Raw genomic sequence first — 18,305 nt, 5'->3', positions numbered from 1 at the left:
GGAGGACTTTCTCATGATTAATTTTACTACAGAAATTATGCAAACTCTACTCAATAAAGGGGATTTAGATGAATTATTTCGGGAGCATTTAGAACGAGCGATTAACTCGCTCCTACAAGCAGAGCTAACTGCTTTTTTAGATTACGAAAAATATGATCGAAATGGATTCAATTCAGGAAATTCCCGTAACGGGAATTATTCACGTACATTTAAAACAGAATATGGAGAGTTGAATTTAACTATTCCTAGAGATTGGAATGGCGAATTTTCTCAACAAACACTACCAGCATATAAGAGAACCAATGATTCGTTAGAAACGACCATTATCCAATTATTTCAAAAAGGCATTACTATGGCTGAAATCTCCGAATTAATTGAAAAAATGTATGGTCACCACTATACGCCACAAACGATCTCCAACATGAGTAAATTGGTGTCTGAAGATGTTTTAGCTTTTAAAGAAAGAACGTTAGAAGCCAATTATTCCGTTATATTTATGGATGCGACGCATATCCCTGTGAAGCGACAGACTGTTTCGAAGGAAGCCATTCATATCGCAGTTGGCATTCGCCCGGACGGTTCAAAGGAAGTGTTGAGCTATGCGATTGCACCAACTGAATCTATCACGATTTGGGAAGAGATTTTAATAGACCTCCAGGAACGTGGCGTGAAAAACGTCCTCCTTTTCATCACGGATGGCTTAAAGGAGATGGCAGGGGGGCCGTGCAGCGGTTCTACCCCAAAGCCCGTTTTCAACATTGTTGTGTGCACGTTTCCCGTAATATCAGTCACAAAGTGCGTGTCGATGATCGTAAGGAAGTCTGTGATGATTTTAAAATGGTGTATCAAGCGTCACCTAGAAAGGCGGCATTGGAAGCACGTGGTGCTTTTGCGGAAAAATGGAAAACCAGCTATCCAAAAATGGTGGAATCGATCCTTTCGAACGATTACCTGCTCACTTTCTATGATTTCCCATTAGCCATACGCAAGACTATTTACTCTACGAACTTGATTGAATCCTTTAATAAGCAAATCAAGAAATACAGCCACCGCAAGGAACAGTTCCAAAATGAAGAGTCGATGGAACGTTTCTTAGTCTCGTCTTTTGATACTCACAACCAAAAATTCCTAGGTCGCAGTCATAAAGGTTTCCAATAGGCCGAAGGCGAGCTTGAACAAATGCTGAGTCAACCGATGGAGAATTAGAAACAATCTACAGTAGGGAAGAACCATTTACACAAAATTATTGACGCTCCCAACTAAAAGTGTCAAAACAATGATGAAATCATTTAGTTCTTATAAATTAGACAAGAGAAAATAAATATTCCATATCTACTTTATTGGATCCATGACATGACTAAATTCTGAATACTTTTTAAAGCTTATGATTTGGTAAAACTGAATTTAATTAACTTAAAAGTACTGACAAAATTTTTTAAAGGGGCAATATTAATGTTCTGAGATAATCAAATCTTACCGAAAATCTCAAAAGTCCAATGTGACACAATCAGATTATGTCACATTCGCTAAAATCGCTCCATCCTTAGAGGCTCTAAGAGGAAATCACTTTTCTTTTAGGGCCTTGTCATTTTAATATTTAAATGGCGCATAGTTTGCTTCATAACTAGCGTTCAAAAAAACTAAAAATGTATCATAAAAAGAAGGCACGCTTATAAACATGCCTTCTTTTATTTGTTGTGTTATTTAACTTTCATCAATCGTAATCCGTTTAATGTTACTAAAAGCGTTGCTCCCATATCTGCTACAATAGCAATCCATAGTGTTAGCCAACCTGGTATGACTAGTAGTAGAGCTAATAGTTTTATACCTAATGAGAAGGTGATATTTTGCTTAATTACTTTTAGAGTTTGGCGGCTAAGTCTAACAATGAACGGTAATTTTTGTAAATCGTCGCCCATTAGAGCAACATCAGCAGTTTCGAGAGCCGTATCTGTTCCTGCACCGCCCATTGCAATACCAACCGTCGATGCAGCTAATGCTGGTGCATCATTAATGCCGTCGCCCACCATTGCTACTTTATTATAAGTTGTCCGCAACGCTTTAATCGAATCTAATTTTTCTTGAGGCATTAGATCTCCTTTTATTTCAGTCACACCTAATTGCTTACCAATAGATTCAGCGGTTTTAGTATTATCACCAGTAAGCATAATAGTGTGTTCAATTGACAACTTGTGGAGTTCAGAAATAACGGCAGCACTTGAATCTCTTACTTCATCCGCGACAGCAATTACTCCTAAAATTTGTTCGTCAGTACCGAAATACATGGCGGTTTTCCCTTGTTCTTGAAATTGTCTGTATTGTACTTTGACCGCTGTTTCTTCGATTACTGATGCAGAAAACAGTTTAGGGCTTCCAATATAGTAACGTATGTTTTGATGTATACCTGTAAGTCCTTTACCTGTGATAGATTGGAAATCCTCGATTTGTATTGACTTGTAATCCACATTAGTTTTATCCGCTTCGTTTAAAATAGCAGAAGCTAATGGGTGTTGAGAAAGAGATTCCAACGATGAAATAATCGATAGATAATTTATATCAGTTTCAGAACTGGTTGCAATGAAATCCGTTACGACAGGCTTTCCTTTTGTTAAGGTTCCAGTCTTATCGAAAGCAATTGCTCTCAAATGACCAATTTCTTCCAGATAGACTCCGCCTTTTACTAAAACACCATTTTTTGCTGCATTACCAATAGCCGAAACAATTGAAACAGGTGTTGAGATCACTAATGAACAAGGACATCCGACAACTAAAATGGATAACCCTTGGTAAAGCCATTTATTCCAGTCACCACCAAAGAATAGCGGAGGAACAACCACTATCAAAAGGGCCATAATAATTATGAATGGCGTATAGTATTTTGCAAATTTATCTACAAAGGCTTGTGCAGGAGCTCGTTCTCCTTGCGCTTCTTCAACTAAGTGAATGATTTTGGCAATCGTTGTATCCGTTACTTTTTTTGTTACTTTGACTTCAAGAACACCTTCTTCATTTAGTGTTCCTGCAAACACTTCATCATCTAACTGTTTTTCAACAGGAACCGATTCTCCTGTTATTGCTGCTTGATTTACTGAAGAATGACCGTTGATAACAAGCCCATCCATGGCTATTTTTTGTCCGGGTTTAATGATCATAATATCGTCGATATCGATTTTATCGACACTGACTAATTGCTCTATATTGTTTCTCCTGATAAGAGCTTCTTTGGGAGCTATATCCATAAGAGAACGAATCGACTGTCTTGCTTTATCCATTGAAAATCGTTCCAAAGCTTCGCTAATAGCAAATAGTATTACTACAATAGAACCTTCGGCCCATTCTCCAATAAATGCGGCCCCAATAATTGCAATAGTCATTAAAGATTCCATGGAGAAGTCCAATTTGATCAAATCAGAGAACCCTTCTTTAAATAAATCAAATCCACCAATTATTATTGCCAATATATAAAGAGCTTTCGTTAATAAATGATCTTCGCCCAATGATAGTTGGGAAATCACAGCAACAAGTATAAAACCAAGAGAGATGATTAAAGCGATATTCCGTTTAATAAAAGACTCTTTTGATCTAACTTGTTCATCATTTTCTTGATCATCACGAATGATAAGATTTTCGAAGGCTCCCGCTTCTTCGAGTTCTTCAATTGTTGTTTGGCCTTCTACTGAAATCTTACTTGCACCAAAGTTTACTGTTGCACTCGTAACTCCTGGCAACTGTTTTACATTTTTTTCAAATTTACCTGCACAATTTGTACAGCTTAATCCTTCTATTCGATAGGTTTTTTCGGTCATTTTCTCACTCATGCTAGCACCTCTTCTTTAAAATTTACGCCAAGCTCCATAAGATTTAAGATTTTGATATTTTTAATAAAATAGTAGACTAACTTACCATCCTTGTGACTATCAACTACTCCCAATTTTTTTAAGGAGTTCAGATGGTGTGAAGTTGTTGCGACCGAAGCATCAATGATATTAGCAATATCACAAACACATAGCTCATCTTCATGAACTAAAGCATGTACAATTTTAAGTCGATTTTCATCTGACAATATTTTAAAGAAACCACTTACTGACGGAGTATCAAAGTTTGCTAGTTTAGATTTAGCACGATTAACTTTGTCTTCATGAATACAAGTTATTTCACAAATTTCATTATTCATACGATCATTCCTTTACATTCAAATGTTTGTTTGAATGTATTGTATCAGAACATCCATCTATATTCAAGTGAATGTTTGAATGTTCATAAAATGACTAATTTCTGGACACTCTTTTTAGATACAACGATTGATGTATATTGCTCTATTTTTATGTTCATAAACTCGTAACTAAATCATTGTTCAATTAATATTTAAATTTATGAGTATTAGGACAAATCTTGGATGTGGTCAGAAACTTAAAAGTTTTTGATCCTTTGTTTATTTCCTTAATTCATAGATCATTCATTGGCTCACTTAATTATGTTCAATAAGATATTGGATCATTATAGTGTTCTTATCTGTATGCTTTTGGTGATCAGACTGATAGATATATCAAAGGTTTTAAATGAAAAATAAACAATAAAAGAGCTGCCGACAGAAATCAAGTAATCGCATTGATTTTCAAACTAATGAATAGATTAGTGGTATAATAACGTTGTTTATAAATATATTTTCATGGGAAAATTATATGACCTTAGACGCAGCAATATTCCTTATTCTAAATTAATTTAAATATTTGGAGGATAGAATGACTGAATTGAGTATTTTTATGCTTAAGAATAAAAAAAGTAGTAGCATAAACAGTTTTATAGACGAGAAATACCTCAGATATTCTTCTGAGGATCTATTCGAAAATGCAGAAGATATCAATGAGTTTAATTTAGCTATATTTCCTTTAGATGATCAGTTGAGAAGAAATCATAATGTAACCGGGAAAATATTTATACTGCAAGAGAAACAAGCAGAAGTAAGGTGGTTAGAGAGCGTCAATTTATTTTCTGAAAGGCAGATAGATTTTACTACGCCTAATATACTTAATAAACCATTAATTATTATTAAAAGTACCAGCAGTAGTATCTATGCTATTTCATATTCTTATGGATATACTCTATTAAATAGAGAACATGTAGTACCTGATTTTGGATTAAATATCGCTAGAAAAGAACTAAAGTTACATACTATAAAGCGTGTAAAGAACACGAACTTCTCAGACACACTATATGTGAGTAATTTTTCTAGCAATAATAAGATTAATTTAAATGAAATTTCCACTTCACAATCCACTCCCAATATAGTTGATGAAATCTTTGGGGAAATGACAATTAGTTTTACAGATGGAAATAATAATATAAAAGCATTAAATATATTTGCGAGTAGTAAAGATTCAATTAAGATTAATGGTAATTTTTCTATAGAAGACGATCTCGTTCCAATTTTAAAACAATTAGGTAATACATACAGACAAAGGAGATCAAAAAGAACGTTTTTGGATAAAGAGATCCTAGCAGTATCACCTAGAAAGAAAGAGTATCTTAATAAGAATCTTGATGATTATCTATCCAAGTTGATGGTCACTTTCAAAAATAATAGCAATGAATTTAAAGTAAATGATCTAGATAAATTATTTATAGATATACCCTTAAATAAAGTGAAGTTTAAAATTGAAGATTTAGAATTTAGAGTTCACAGTATTTTTAGGCCAGATGAGTATTTCAATTTTTTCGCTAATACTCAGGAAGAAATATTTTCTAAAATATTTTCATTTTTTTTAAAATACAACGTTCAAGAATTTGCTGATAAACTAAAATCTATAAAAGTATCTATAAAGAATCGGAAATCCGATTCATCGAAAGACACATCTATTGGAAATCTATTTTCCTGTCTATATATGGAGTTAGATCATGATTCTGATAAATATATTTTGTATCAAGGAGATTGGCTTAGTGTAAATAAGAACGTTTGGCGTGAAACTAGAGATTTTGTTAATAGTCTATCTTCCGAGGCTCATGGTATAGACTTTAATGAGTTTAATAATGAGGATGCTAATGAAGGTGATTACAACATCAAGATTTCCAAAATAGATTCAAATAAGGGGTTGATATGCCTTGATAAAGAAAATTTCGGAAACCAAAATCTGGATGGTGGATTTGGCTTATACGAAATAAATGGGAGGAGTCAAATCGAACCATGTGATATTCTCAAAGTAAATGAAGATAGCGCATTTTTTTGTCATGTAAAAAGAGGAACAGCGACTTCAGGACTCTCACACTTGTTATCACAGGCGAGAGCCTCGTGCATCTTATTGAAAAAATCGGAAGACTTTGTAAATCATATTAATTCAGCAATAAAAACTGAATCGTCTGAGTCAGGAGCAATTTTTCTAAATGAAACAAACCTTAAACGTTCCAAAATAATTCTAGGAATTATTATTCCAGAAAAAAAAGTTCATTTTAAAAACTCAAAAGTATTTCCTGTCCTTTTTTCTCTAAACTTGGTAGCGTTAGTGAATGCATTATCCTTAGAAGGATTTGAGGTATCTTTGGTTAAAATACCTGATAAAAAGGGGAAAAAAAAGAAAACTTAGAATTTAGATATTTAAAAACCAATGAGACACAAGCAGGTTGTGTCACTTTCGTTAAAATCGATCCATCCTTAGAGGCTCTAAGAGGAAATCACTTTTCTTTTAGGGCCTTTTTTCTATAGCTTGTTTAAATGTGACTTATTATCTGTTATAATCATATTAAGTAACATTTGAAAGGCGGCTAAAAATGAAGAGCGTAGAACCGATTCGCGACAAAAAAAAGATCGATGCCATGAAAGCAATTTTGGCTTCCGGCAAATATGGGCAACGAAATTTGGTGCTTTTTTCGATCGGGATCAATACAGCGTATCGAATTTCCGATTTAAGACAGTTGAAATTAAGTGATGTGTTAGAAATTTCCCGTGGACGGGTGATTGTCAAAGAACGTCTGGCCATGAAGGAACAAAAAACAGCTAAACACAATTCGGTTTTCATTTCGAACAAATTACGAAAAGTGATTCTTGAGTATGTTCAATCGGATTTTCCTGACCAGCTGCAAGTACAGGACTTCAGTAATTATTTGTTTCCAAGTCGCAAAGGAGCAGATACGCCTTTGACCCGACAAAGCCTTTGGCGGATCATTCATGAAGCAGGAACGGCGGTTGGGTTGAAAGAAATTGGTCCCCATTCGATGCGCAAGACCTTCGGCTATTTTTTGTACAAGCAAGGGACCAAAACAGAGATTATTCAGTCGCTGCTCAACCATTCTTCGCAACGGGAGACCTTACGCTATATTGGGATCACCCAGGAAGATAAGGATACCGCAGTAAAGAGTTTGGATCTATGACAGAATAATGCCCTATATAATAGAAGGAAAAATTCAAGAGGTGAGAAAATGAACGAAGAAAAGCGTCCGAAATTTCCTAATAAATACCACTTATCTCGCAAAGAGTCGGTGTACTTATTGAAAAAAAATATTGTGGAACTGGTGTATAATGCGGGAAAATTTGAAGGATTGAATACAACGTTATTACAAACAGAAGAGATTATTAAGTATAATCGGGCCAATAACGTGGCTGTAGATGATGTCCTGACCGTCGTTAACTTAAAAAGAGGCTTTGAAATGCTTTTAAACGACGTACAGGAACCATTGCTAGAGACAAGTAAGCGGATTAATCGGATCGTTGCAGCGGAAGATGCGCTTTTTCCTGGTGAAATAAGAACCGGCGGAGTAGAAGTATCGACTATTCAGGGAAGGTATGTTCCTCCAATGTTAACTGAAGATGAGGTAAAGAATCAATATGACAAGATAATGAATCAAGAGATATCAGAGACAGAAAAGGCATTGCGACTGTTTCTATTCATTTCGAAAAATCAAATATTTTGGGACGGTAATAAGAGAACTGCGTTATTAACTGCTAATCAGATTATGTTTAGCCAAGGTTTGGGATTGTTGTCCATTCCTGAAACTGTATTTGAAAGATTTAATGAATTGTTATCTATGTATTATAATAGCAACCAATTTAGTGATGAATCAAAAATTTTATCATTTATGTATGACGAATGTATTTTTGGAATAACTTACAAATCCTAGGTATGGAAAATCATTTTAATAAGTCAACTAATAGATACATGTATGACCGATGAAGTTTTGTATTATTTCGTCGACCTAAAATTAATTTAAAAGTTAAGTTAGTAAAAAACAGCGCATATTAAAAAGATGTATAAAAGTAAGAGAAAAATAGTACTCATTTTTCTTTTTATTTCATGCTCCAAACAACGATAAAAATCTTTGCACAATTAATGTAAACATTTCACTGTCATTTGCTATAGGATGATGGTATAATTTGGTTGTGTTAATTGAGAAGTAAAAAATATCAATTATTATCTTTTACATTTTAATTAAAAAATATCTTGAAAAATATTTTTACTGTGTTTAACACTTGAAATTCTATTGATTTTAAAGTATAAAAATAGAGTACAGAGATATTGTAGTATCTCCGTACTCAAAGAGTAGCTACTAATTTACTGTGCGGTAGCGAGTTACAGCAACAAATCCAAGAACAAATAGATTAACCGTTTAATGCTGCCAGGCTTCTAACGGTTGGTCTTTTTGTTTGTTACTAGACTATTAATGTATCGTGCCAGTTTTTCAATTACTGGTGCAACTGTTGCAATAATTTTTACAATAGTTGCGATTTTAAGAATATCATCTAAATCTACCATTTCACCATCTCCTCATGAAAAAAATTTTTCCATAAAAATCACATACGTGATTTTTGACAGCTACCGCTTGGCGATTAGATATAACAACCGATATATAATTACTTAACTAAAAAATATATCTGTTGTACTCTGCTACACTCCAAGTATAAATTAATCAAAAAAAAAGTCAACGGAAAAACACTATATCTTGTGCTTGTGATTACTTAATACACAATAAATAGTGTGTTTGGTTATTTTATACAATTCTAATTTTGAAGGGAATATTGATTTGATAGCTTTTTTTTGTAAGATTTAGGGAAATATTCAGAGAAAATGAGTAAAAAAAATTCCCGTTGTGCTAAATTTCACAAAAAAAGATTTCTACTTGGATTCTATTATATATTAAATATAACAATACGATAGAATACCAATTTTTAAAATGATTATCAATAATTAATTAATCACATGAAGCGGTTCATTTGATTTAAGTCATATAAATATAATGATAAATTTTTTAGATCAAACATATTATAAAATAAAGGGACATCATAATTTTTATTTAGTTTACATAAGATATATTATACAAAGTTAAAGGCGTTTAACAGATAATTATCAAGCTATATAACGTCTTTAAAATATTTATGTTAACTAATAGCTTTTCATCATACTGATAAGTAGTCCTCTTCATCACCAGATGTTTATCTATTCTTTTAAAAAGCTAATATAATCACCTATCCAGATGATCATATTAGTTTCTTATTTCTGAATTGTAAATTAGGAAAGATTATTTAAATTTATAGTAAATCTGAAGCGATTTTATATGAGTTGATAAAAAAATAGATATCGCTCAATAACTATTAATTTTTTGCCCTGCACAGTAATATTAATCATTTTACTGTTTGATATATCTTTTAGTTAGACTTGGATAAATTAGATTGTAACTATGATTACATAATAAAGAGAAGGTGAATGTGAATGGTAACAAATAGTGAAGAAAGTTCAATGATTAAGGTAGTAGATAAAGGTTATATACTACCTTAATTTCTTCGTCATCTTTCCCATGACTCCTGAAAATTTATCAGAATGAATACTTTTATTTGAAATTTTATTACGTACTACTTTTATGGTATCTATAATAAACTAAAAATCTACTACCATAATGGCTAATTATGGTAGTAGATTTTTAATGTTTATAATTCATTCCCCAATTAGTTCGTAAAATCATTTGAGTTTCTTCTTCTATTTCACTGACTGTACGAATTATATTTCCATCTACATCTGTTTCTGGGATAGTGGGTTTCTTCTCCCTAAACATTTCTACTTCCCTCATAACATTATTAAAAAGGTCTTGTTTATCTTCTTGTGTCAAGTGCTGTTTGATGTATTCATCGAGTGCTTTTCGTAGTATCTCGTCTCTAGTAAGATTTGTTTCATATTTTTCAACCATCACTCTTGAAGTAGCGTTTAAAATAGGCGAAAGTTTCAAAGGCATTTGAGCAGAGAAAGATCGATCAAATTTCCTTATAGGAGCCCCTACCCCTTTTACTTTCTTAGATAGACTGTTTTTTTTCTTAGTTTGAATGACCGTTTGTCCAATATCTTCAGAAGAAGGAGTCGGAGATTCGTGGATCACTTCTTTATTATTAATTGTATCTTCCTGTGACTTTGTGGTACCTATATCATTAGATGGAGACGTGGTTTGAGGTTTCTTGCTACTTTTTCTAGCTGAGTTCCCTGCCCTAATTTTATCTAATCCTTTGTTGCTTCTAAAAATACCTAAATCTTTTATATCAGCCATTTAAAGAACCTCCTACTCATACCAAGCTTCATGTTCAAGCAGCTCTTCGTAGATATTAATAAATAGATGGTGGCAACGCCTATCCCATTGCTTTAATTTCCCAGCCTTAGTTAACTCCATTGTTATTCCAGATCCATCATATCGCTTTAAACGTGCATTTTTTAGTACAACATTTTTGAGCAAATGATCACCATAAATTTGTTGTGCTTGGGCATACATTTCCTGATCGACTGCGTCCCCACTCTCTAACATAAATGGAATCACACCAGCAACCTTCAATGAAGTATCAAATCCTTCAACAAAGAAATCCATATATTCTAAGTATTGCATGGCATTTCGCATGGACTTAACCTGTGTTTGAAGAACAACGATCGCATAATCTGCTAGATACATTGCAGATTTGCTATAAATTGAAATGGAAGGTGGAACGTCTAGATATACAATGTCAAATTCTTCAAGCAGCGGTCCTAAACGTTTCTGCATATAGATAAGTTTATCGGCAGAATCTGAGAATTGGTCTTTGATCCAATCATCATAAAGTTCAAAGCTCATATCTGCGGGTAATATATATAAATTATCTACTACCTTATATATAGCATCTTTTGGATCTACACGAGTATCATTATCTACTACCTTATTCCAGTCAACTTCCCCATAGGTTTCAAGATTTAAATCAATAGGTTCTTTTCCAATCAATACATCGGTTATTGTATTTTCATAATCAAGAGGCTTACCGCCTCCACCACCCTCTTCTAAAGAAAAGTTCATATGGGTTAAGCTCATTACGTCAGAGGTATTCCCTTGCATATCCAGATCGACGATCAGAGTTTTTTGATTTTTTGCAACAGCTGCTTCGAAACCTAACATCTGTGCACACGTACTCTTCCCTACTCCACCTTTGAAATTTCCTATCACAAATTTCTTTGACAAGCTAACTCACTCCTTTTATTATCTACTACCTTTATAATAATAGTAACATACTACTATAAATAATGCTATGTAAATTACATACTACCCAAAATAAATTCTATGTATAAATGTTTTTGATATTATAAAATAGTTACTACTTTAAAAACAATATTTATATACTACTGTAATAAATAATAAAACAAGACTACTCTATTAGTCACTACACGTTATTAAGACGCTAGTTGTATTAAATATATCTTAAGAGGGAAAACTTAATTTGGAAGAGATGTCAGTTTTACTTGGTTAGTTCATAAAGCTTATGATCGAGTAAAATTAGTTCATTAAGGTAGTACTTAAATAAAAGCGAATTGTTGCAATTGAAATTCAATTAGTTGGGTAGTAATTAAAAGCATAAAACGGTAGTAGATAACTTCTAAATATGGTAGTAAGTAATAATTTTTAAAATGGAATAAGGTAGTATATAATATATTTTTTAGGTAGTATCTATTTAAAATAAAAGTAGTATATAACAAAGGAATAAGGTAGTAAATAATACTCTCATTAAAGGTAGTAAGTAATTTTAGAAATTTTTTAAAAAAGGTAGTAACCAATTCTATTAAGGTAGTATGTAGTTATGATTTCAGGATAATATAAGTTAGATAAGGGTATTTTAATTTTATTACCTACTACCTAAAGAACAATATATTAATTACTACCTATCAATGGTATTGTTATAAGGTAGTAGATAATTAATTTTTAAGGTAGTATATAATATAAAATATGAGACAAAATCGTAGTAGATAATTAATGATTTAAGTAGTACATATTATAATAATTATCTCTACAAATGTAGTTGTTAATCTTTAATTAGAGTAGTAAATAATAATAGGAAAACTATATTTAAGGTAGTATGTAATGGATTTCTGAGAAAATAGCGCTTGAATTAAATGGCGTTTTCATATATTCTTAATATGAAAATAAATCAAAAAAAAAAGAGACGGATAAAAAAGTGAATTTGGCCTCACTCTTTCATCTGAATCACATACACAACTATGTGTTCTCGCTCGTCTCAGAATTATGTAAGTGGCTGGTTACCACTTATGTGATTTAATTAAATCTATTCGGACTGGTAATCCGAACTTATAGGTTTATTTTACCATTTTTTGACGGGCAACTCAATATATATATGCTTATTTTGTCATGCGATTTAACGAGATGCTGACGTTCTAAGCCATTGAGAGAACACAAATCTTTAAGATTATTTGTGTTCTCTTTTTGTTTAGGAAGGAATAACAGTCATGGCAGCTTCTTTGGATGTCGTATATTCGACGGTATTACAAAATGGTATTCGTAAATTTAAATATAAAAACAGCCACTTAAAACCGGTCTCTTTTAGTGATCAGTCGGGAAAGGGGGCTATTTTTGCGTACCGTTCAAAGGAACACATGATCGAGGGGATTGGACTAGTGATCACTTCAGAAGAAGGGGTGATCGAAAACAATAATCGATTCACTCATTGGACACCAAATGTATTTCGCTATGGAACGTATGCTGATGAAGCCAGAATGTTTACAAAAGGTCATTCGGAGGACAATTTACGCCAAATCAATACTTTCTTTGTTGATTTTGACACATTGGATCCAAACTTTGACTACGGAGAAATTATCTTAGCCAGTCACGAGAGCGGCTTTATGCCGACAATGATTTTACGTACACCGCATGGATTTCAAGCTTTCTATGTACTAGACAAGCCTGCATACGTGACGAAGAAATCAAATTTTAAAGTGATCAATGTGGCTAAAATGATCTCAAAAAATCTAAGAAACAAATTTTCAAATGATTATCGGTTTCCTGTTGATGTAAATGCCAATCATTTTGGGATCACACGAATGCCTTCTGAAGAGAATGTTTTATTCTTTGAACCACAGTATCGTTATAGTTTCGAAGAATGGATCGGCTGGTCAATGAGAGAAGATGCGGACAAAAAAGCGGAGATCAAGAACGTTTTTGTATTGCCATCTACTCAAGAATTTCGTCAAGTTGATGAACCTTGGTTCCAGCTGTTGCTAAAAAGTCAAAAAATACAAGGTGAAAAGGGCGTATATGGTCGAAATAATGTCATATTCACCTTGTCTTTGGCATACTTTTCGTCAGGATACGAAGTAGAAGCATGTGAATTGACGATGTTAGAATTCAATGACCGCTTGGCTAACCCTTTATCTGATCGAGAATTAACCAGAATCATTCGATCCGCTTACTGTGGAAAATATCAAGCAGCGCACAGAGAAAAAATTGTCCTATTATGCCAAGAGTGGGTCGATGCCAATCTTTCTGAAGAGCAGCTATTCAACAAAAAACGGGGTTGGTGGAAATTCAAGAAAGAAAGAGCTGTTCGCAAGTATTCACATAGTCATGAATGGGCAGAAGATCTACTGTCCTATTTGAATGAGCAATCCTATGAAGAACAACCATACATTATTTCTACAAAAAAAGAGTTAACTGAACGTTTAAAGATCCCAAAACGTTCCCTGGACAAAGTGCTGAAGCAGTTGAGAGAAGAGAACAAAATTCATTTTCGTGTTCGTGCTGGTCGTAAAGGAGGTATTATGCTAGCTTCGATACATGGATTGATGCGCTCTGTTATCCGGCTAAAAAAAGAAAGCCAGGGGGCTTATTTCGCTGCGATCTCAGAAGCTTTTGGAAGAGAATACATGTTTATCCAGACAGCACTGAAACGCTTGATAGAACCCAATAAGATCGGCGTGCAAACAGATCTGTTCATGATTGATACAGGTTGAAATTAAAAGGTGCAAATTGCCTATTACATTATATCTATGATACGTTCCTTCTTTTCTCCGCTTTGCTTGCTGGTCTTAAGAAAGAGTAGTATTATTATCGCAAACGTAATAATATGGGGGGAGGTCTTTCTGACTATGAGTATCAATACCTTTGTATATCCCTACCCGATCAATGTATTTATTATTTCGCGGTTAGGTATGACAGTAGAACAATTTTGTGAGTTGCATGGATATAAGCAGAGTACAGTAGCAAGTTGGGTAACAAGAAACCGTACCGTAAAGACGTTGCCTTGTGATTTTTTGTATTGTCTTAGTCTTTCTTCAGGCTGGTCAATGGATGATGTTTATCGTCATTTATTGGTGTTGGAGGAGAGGTTTTTAAAGAGTATTGATCCCAAGAAGAAGAAAGAGCAGGTGGATTGATGAATGATTGAGGAGGAAATAGCTGAGCTTAATAGGATCAAAGAATGGGCTGTTATTTTGAAAATCTATTATGGTATTCTGATTCTTTCTTTTATTACGGCCGGATTAGTTTCTCTTTTATTGGTTCTTTTATCGTTATGGACGAATATGATGCTATTTTTGTCTTTACTTTTACTGTTTTTCTTAGGATTAGGGGGAGTAGGTACTGCCATTCTTGATGATTATAAGTGGTCATTGTTTAGTGGAATTTGTAGGAGAATGAAAAAAAGTGCAACTGTTGAGTCTTATGAATGTTGGAAGAAGGAATTGAAGGTATAGATATATGTATCTATAAAAGCTGAGTAAAGAATACTAGGCTTTCTCTTATGTTTTTAAAATGTATACAGGTGGAATATGAGTATTATTTGGACAGGTAGTATTTTTGTCAGAAAAATGGTGTAAATCTTTATGTAGACCTTTATCAAAAGATTTAAGTGTAATAAATTGTGTTATTTAGAAACGTTTTAATTCAATTTAATGAAGTTATTTTATTTTTTAGAGTAGATCTATAGTAAATTCCTAAAGGATTGCGGCCGCATTTTTAGTTTTCAAGAAACCATGTGAGTTACTGTGGCGATTAATTTATCTAACATAATTAAAAGTGTCTTTAACGTTGAAGTTGATCCATTTTCAAAATGTATTGCTATTTTATGTATAGTTGTTACAGTATATCTCTTAGTTTTTAATTATAGCGATAAAGTCCATATAATTGTGTAAAAGATAAAGAGCCATGTAAACGCCCTTTTTACGGTACAATGTTTTTAACGACAAAAACATACCTAGGAGGACTTTACATGACCCAAGTACATTTTACACTGAATAGCGAAGAGCTTCAAAGAATTATTGACTATTCTGTCCAAGGAGATGCCGCAAAAAATATTTTGACCACCGTATTTAACCAATTGATGGAAAACCAACGGACTGATTATATTCAAGCTGAGGGCTATGAACGCTCAGAAACACGTCAGAGTCAGCGAAATGGTTACTATGAGCGAACGTTTACCACGCGTGTTGGAACTTTGGATTTAAAAGTCCCTCGAACCCGAGATGGCCAATTTTCACCATCGGTGTTTGAACGTTACCAGCGAAACGAGAAAGCGCTACTCGCTGCTATGCTTGAAATGTACGTCTCGGGTGTCTCTACCCGTAAAGTTTCTAACATTGTTGAAGAACTCTGCGGGAAATCGGTCTCAAAATCCTTTGTGTCTAGTCTTACTGAACAGTTAGACCCGTTAGTTAACGACTGGCAAAACCGGTCTCTCACAGGAATCGATTATCCTTATCTGATGACCGATGTTCTCTATCTTAAAGTGTGTGAGAATCACCGTGTGCTTTCTAAAAGCTGTCATATTGCGATTGGTATAACAGATGACGGTAACCGCGAGGTGATTGGTTTTATGATTCAAGATGGAGAAAGTGGCCACACTTGGACGACTTTTTTTGATTCTCTCAAAGAACGCGGTTTACAGGGAACCAAGCTCATCATTTCGGATGCCCATAATGGGTTAGTGTCTGCCATACGTCAGTCGTTTACCAACGCGAGTTGGCAGAGATGTCAAGTTCACTTCTTAAGGAATATCTTTGAAACTATCCCTAAGAAAAATTCTAAACCGTTTAGAGAAGCCGTAAAAGCCATCTTTAAATTGACAAATATTGACAGTGCGAGAGAGGCTAAAAACCGTCTCGTTAATGACTATGTTGACCAAACAAAATATACAAAGGCCTGTGAAACCCTGGATGACGGCTTCGAAGATGCCTTTCAGTACACTGTCAGCGGTCATGGGCATAACCGACTGAAAAGCACCAACCTTATTGAACGTTTAAACCAAGAAGTTCGTCGAAGAGAGAAAATCATTCGCATCTTTCCTAACCGTGTTTCTGCCAACCGATTGGTTGGTGCTTTATTGATAGATACCCACGAAGAATGGCTTGGCTCGACCAGAAAGTATCTTAAATTTGATCAGTGAGAGAAGGTTGAACATTGTAGTGTATTTTACACAAGATTATGGACTTGACTTAAATATCAAAATCGTTATCTAAAGCAGTACAAATTCCTTCTATTTCTCTTTTTTTAAATGAACTATCTAGCTGTTGTTCAATTAAAACATAATCTAGTTTACCAATGCTAAACAGATCGACAGCTCCAGTAAACATTTGGCAAAGTTCAGCTTTCCAAGATTTTTCGTTAAAGGATTGACTAGAGTGGATGGTTATGTGAATTATCCTGTAACTACCTTTATCTACTAGTCTTTTCTTTTCAAAAAGAATTTGATACCAGCGAGAATTTTTATCTATATTCTTTGTTCTTTTTTGAATACACAAATCTATTAGAGCTTTTTCGCGCTCAGTGAGATCAGCTATGGGAAATCGTAAAGTCTCATAGTCAATTTTTACGTCAATTGTGGGCAAACCATTACTTAATTCTTTCTGAGCTTGTAAACAAGGGAATTGTTTTTTTAAATTTTCTAAATCCATTTTTTCACCCCATTTTTAAAGTTTAGAGCTATCGTAATTTCATTAAGAATGAATATCTTGTATAATTTCCTTGAGTAAAACAAAGAAAGATTGCTTTGTCAACAAACATTCGATAATATTTACATTTCATACTTTAATGATAAAGAAGATTTTATCCAGTTTGTGAGCAAAGAAACGGAGGATATTGATGAAAAGGACTACTTTGAAAGATATTGCTGATAGAGCTGGGGTTTCGACTGCGACTGTGTCGTATGTTTTAAACTATTCAGATAAACAAAAAATAAGTAACGAAACTAGGCTGAAAATCTTCGAGATTGCGAAAGAAATGAATTATGTACCAAATATGCAGGCTAAATCTTTAGCTTCATCGACTATACAAAACAGAGTTGCTGGTTTCGTATATGAACGAAAACAACTCCTAGATGAAGCTGATCGACTTGTTTTCTTTGATTTTTTCAGTAAATTGCAAATTGCTATGATAGATGCAAGTATAGACATGATTCCAATTGTTGTAGAAGACTACTGTGAAAATATTCCAGAAATAAAAAAGCATTCATTGGATTTTTTGATAGTGATGGATTTTCAAAAAGAGAGTGTTAGTGATTTCACTTCCAATTTTTATATTCCTATTTTGTTTTTAGGCTCTAAAATCGAAGACCCATTATTTAATAATATATCTATTTGTCACGAGGAGATATTCAAGGAATATAAAAGGAATGCAAAAGGGCCTAATCCAATAATTATCTTAAGTGATAATCTTCCAGAGTATATTTCCAATTTTGCAGTCTCTATATTTAGTAAAAAATCAGTTGTCTTTAGTACGGATATTAAACAAATTAGTGGAGTAATAAAGGAAGAAACTCCATCTTCAATTTTCGTCTATAACGAGATAAAGGCATTGCAGATGGAAAGGATGACTGAACTTTCTAAAGTAGAGTTGTTTGCTTTAGTAAGGGATAAAAGTAAGTCATTGTTAAAGAATGATACAAAAAAATTTGTTATAGATGATAATGAAATTATCGAAAAAGTGTTGGAAAGAATCCATACTTTTATGAATATGAAGGATAATTCTGAAGATGATAATAAACTTCGAGTAATGCCCATTAAATTTCAACAGTATGAAAACGCTTGAAAAAAGTGTTG

At 33.5% G+C, this 18,305-nt stretch carries 14 protein-coding genes and 1 pseudogene; 9 read left to right on the top strand and 6 right to left on the bottom strand.

Translation table 11 applies throughout. The features are described from left to right. Positions 1–13: 13 nt before the first annotated feature. Positions 14–1,158, top strand: a pseudogene (locus EGX73_RS15720) (IS256 family transposase). 542 nt (positions 1,159–1,700) lie between these two features. On the opposite strand, the gene EGX73_RS15715 reads toward EGX73_RS15720, so the two are convergent. Both EGX73_RS15715 and EGX73_RS15710 read right to left on the bottom strand, forming a co-directional pair. Next, positions 1,701–3,818 carry a heavy metal translocating P-type ATPase gene (locus EGX73_RS15715; protein WP_123867114.1) on the bottom strand — a complete coding sequence of 706 codons (2,118 nt, stop codon included), beginning with the start codon at positions 3,816–3,818 and terminating at the stop codon, positions 1,701–1,703. After that, the gene (locus tag EGX73_RS15710; protein ID WP_003726380.1) at positions 3,815–4,174 is read right to left on the bottom strand and encodes a metalloregulator ArsR/SmtB family transcription factor; all 360 of its coding nucleotides are present in this window, start codon (positions 4,172–4,174) and stop codon (positions 3,815–3,817) included. Before EGX73_RS15710 ends, EGX73_RS15715 begins: the two co-directional genes overlap by 4 nt. Positions 4,175–4,742: 568 nt before the next feature. Between EGX73_RS15710 and EGX73_RS15705 the strand changes: the two genes are divergently transcribed. The 3 genes from EGX73_RS15705 to EGX73_RS15695 all read left to right on the top strand — a co-directional run bounded on the left by EGX73_RS15705 (position 4,743) and on the right by EGX73_RS15695 (position 8,109). After that, complete coding sequence (locus EGX73_RS15705; protein ID WP_123867113.1) at positions 4,743–6,578, top strand: DUF6119 family protein; 1,836 nt, start codon at positions 4,743–4,745, stop codon at positions 6,576–6,578. 184 nt (positions 6,579–6,762) lie between these two features. After that, positions 6,763–7,362, top strand: coding sequence for a tyrosine-type recombinase/integrase (locus tag EGX73_RS15700; protein WP_021470057.1), 600 nt, complete (start codon positions 6,763–6,765; stop codon positions 7,360–7,362). 48 nt (positions 7,363–7,410) lie between these two features. Then, the gene (locus EGX73_RS15695; protein WP_123867112.1) at positions 7,411–8,109 is read left to right on the top strand and encodes a Fic family protein; all 699 of its coding nucleotides are present in this window, start codon (positions 7,411–7,413) and stop codon (positions 8,107–8,109) included. A gap of 503 nt (positions 8,110–8,612) precedes the next feature. Here the strand turns inward: EGX73_RS15695 and EGX73_RS16425 are convergent. From EGX73_RS16425 to EGX73_RS15685, 3 genes are all read right to left on the bottom strand, one after another. Further along, on the bottom strand, positions 8,613–8,741 hold the full coding sequence (locus tag EGX73_RS16425; RefSeq protein ID WP_267912433.1) for a hypothetical protein: 129 nt from the start codon (positions 8,739–8,741) through the stop codon (positions 8,613–8,615). A 1,162-nt stretch (positions 8,742–9,903) separates the two neighbouring features. Then, a complete protein-coding gene (locus EGX73_RS15690) occupies positions 9,904–10,518 on the bottom strand; it encodes a hypothetical protein (RefSeq protein ID WP_100908276.1) in 615 nt (204 codons plus the stop codon). Between the two features lie 12 nt (positions 10,519–10,530). Next, entirely contained in the window at positions 10,531–11,448 is a 918-nt protein-coding gene (locus tag EGX73_RS15685; protein ID WP_123867111.1) for a ParA family protein, read from the bottom strand. A gap of 1,277 nt (positions 11,449–12,725) precedes the next feature. On the opposite strand from EGX73_RS15685, the gene EGX73_RS15680 reads away from it, so the two are divergent. The 4 genes from EGX73_RS15680 to EGX73_RS15660 all read left to right on the top strand — a co-directional run bounded on the left by EGX73_RS15680 (position 12,726) and on the right by EGX73_RS15660 (position 16,654). After that, positions 12,726–14,225, top strand: coding sequence for a primase C-terminal domain-containing protein (locus tag EGX73_RS15680; protein WP_123867110.1), 1,500 nt, complete (start codon positions 12,726–12,728; stop codon positions 14,223–14,225). 135 nt (positions 14,226–14,360) lie between these two features. Next, complete coding sequence (locus EGX73_RS15675) at positions 14,361–14,648, top strand: PrgN protein (RefSeq protein ID WP_012481689.1); 288 nt, start codon at positions 14,361–14,363, stop codon at positions 14,646–14,648. 3 nt (positions 14,649–14,651) lie between these two features. Next, a complete protein-coding gene (locus tag EGX73_RS15670) occupies positions 14,652–14,966 on the top strand; it encodes a hypothetical protein (RefSeq protein WP_123867109.1) in 315 nt (104 codons plus the stop codon). Between the two features lie 515 nt (positions 14,967–15,481). Beyond that, positions 15,482–16,654 (top strand): IS256 family transposase, encoded by a 1,173-nt coding sequence (locus EGX73_RS15660; RefSeq protein WP_123867108.1) that lies wholly within the window; start codon positions 15,482–15,484, stop codon positions 16,652–16,654. 49 nt (positions 16,655–16,703) lie between these two features. Here EGX73_RS15660 and EGX73_RS15655 read toward each other — a convergent pair whose 3' ends face one another. Beyond that, a complete protein-coding gene (locus EGX73_RS15655) occupies positions 16,704–17,162 on the bottom strand; it encodes a hypothetical protein (protein WP_123867107.1) in 459 nt (152 codons plus the stop codon). A 187-nt stretch (positions 17,163–17,349) separates the two neighbouring features. Between EGX73_RS15655 and EGX73_RS15650 the strand changes: the two genes are divergently transcribed. After that, positions 17,350–18,294, top strand: coding sequence for a LacI family DNA-binding transcriptional regulator (locus EGX73_RS15650; RefSeq protein ID WP_123867106.1), 945 nt, complete (start codon positions 17,350–17,352; stop codon positions 18,292–18,294). The last annotated feature ends 11 nt before the right edge of the window (positions 18,295–18,305 follow it).

The sequence above is a fragment of the Enterococcus sp. FDAARGOS_553 genome, from assembly GCF_003812305.1.
GTDB lineage: Bacteria > Bacillota > Bacilli > Lactobacillales > Enterococcaceae > Enterococcus_D > Enterococcus_D gallinarum.
Note: the sequence above shows the minus strand (reverse complement) of the source record. Positions and strands in the feature narration are given on the sequence as shown.

What these genes read in the sequence shown, in the direction of transcription:
- EGX73_RS15715 (WP_123867114.1), bottom strand. Translation starts at nt 3,818, where the DNA reads ATGAGTGAGAAAATGACCGAAAAAACCTATCGAATAGAAGGATTAAGC.
- EGX73_RS15710 (WP_003726380.1), bottom strand. Translation starts at nt 4,174, where the DNA reads ATGAATAATGAAATTTGTGAAATAACTTGTATTCATGAAGACAAAGTT.
- EGX73_RS15705 (WP_123867113.1), top strand. Translation starts at nt 4,743, where the DNA reads ATGACTGAATTGAGTATTTTTATGCTTAAGAATAAAAAAAGTAGTAGC.
- EGX73_RS15700 (WP_021470057.1), top strand. Translation starts at nt 6,763, where the DNA reads ATGAAGAGCGTAGAACCGATTCGCGACAAAAAAAAGATCGATGCCATG.
- EGX73_RS15695 (WP_123867112.1), top strand. Translation starts at nt 7,411, where the DNA reads ATGAACGAAGAAAAGCGTCCGAAATTTCCTAATAAATACCACTTATCT.
- EGX73_RS16425 (WP_267912433.1), bottom strand. Translation starts at nt 8,741, where the DNA reads ATGGTAGATTTAGATGATATTCTTAAAATCGCAACTATTGTAAAAATT.
- EGX73_RS15690 (WP_100908276.1), bottom strand. Translation starts at nt 10,518, where the DNA reads ATGGCTGATATAAAAGATTTAGGTATTTTTAGAAGCAACAAAGGATTA.
- EGX73_RS15680 (WP_123867110.1), top strand. Translation starts at nt 12,726, where the DNA reads ATGGCAGCTTCTTTGGATGTCGTATATTCGACGGTATTACAAAATGGT.
- EGX73_RS15675 (WP_012481689.1), top strand. Translation starts at nt 14,361, where the DNA reads ATGAGTATCAATACCTTTGTATATCCCTACCCGATCAATGTATTTATT.
- EGX73_RS15670 (WP_123867109.1), top strand. Translation starts at nt 14,652, where the DNA reads ATGATTGAGGAGGAAATAGCTGAGCTTAATAGGATCAAAGAATGGGCT.
- EGX73_RS15660 (WP_123867108.1), top strand. Translation starts at nt 15,482, where the DNA reads ATGACCCAAGTACATTTTACACTGAATAGCGAAGAGCTTCAAAGAATT.
- EGX73_RS15655 (WP_123867107.1), bottom strand. Translation starts at nt 17,162, where the DNA reads ATGGATTTAGAAAATTTAAAAAAACAATTCCCTTGTTTACAAGCTCAG.
- EGX73_RS15650 (WP_123867106.1), top strand. Translation starts at nt 17,350, where the DNA reads ATGAAAAGGACTACTTTGAAAGATATTGCTGATAGAGCTGGGGTTTCG.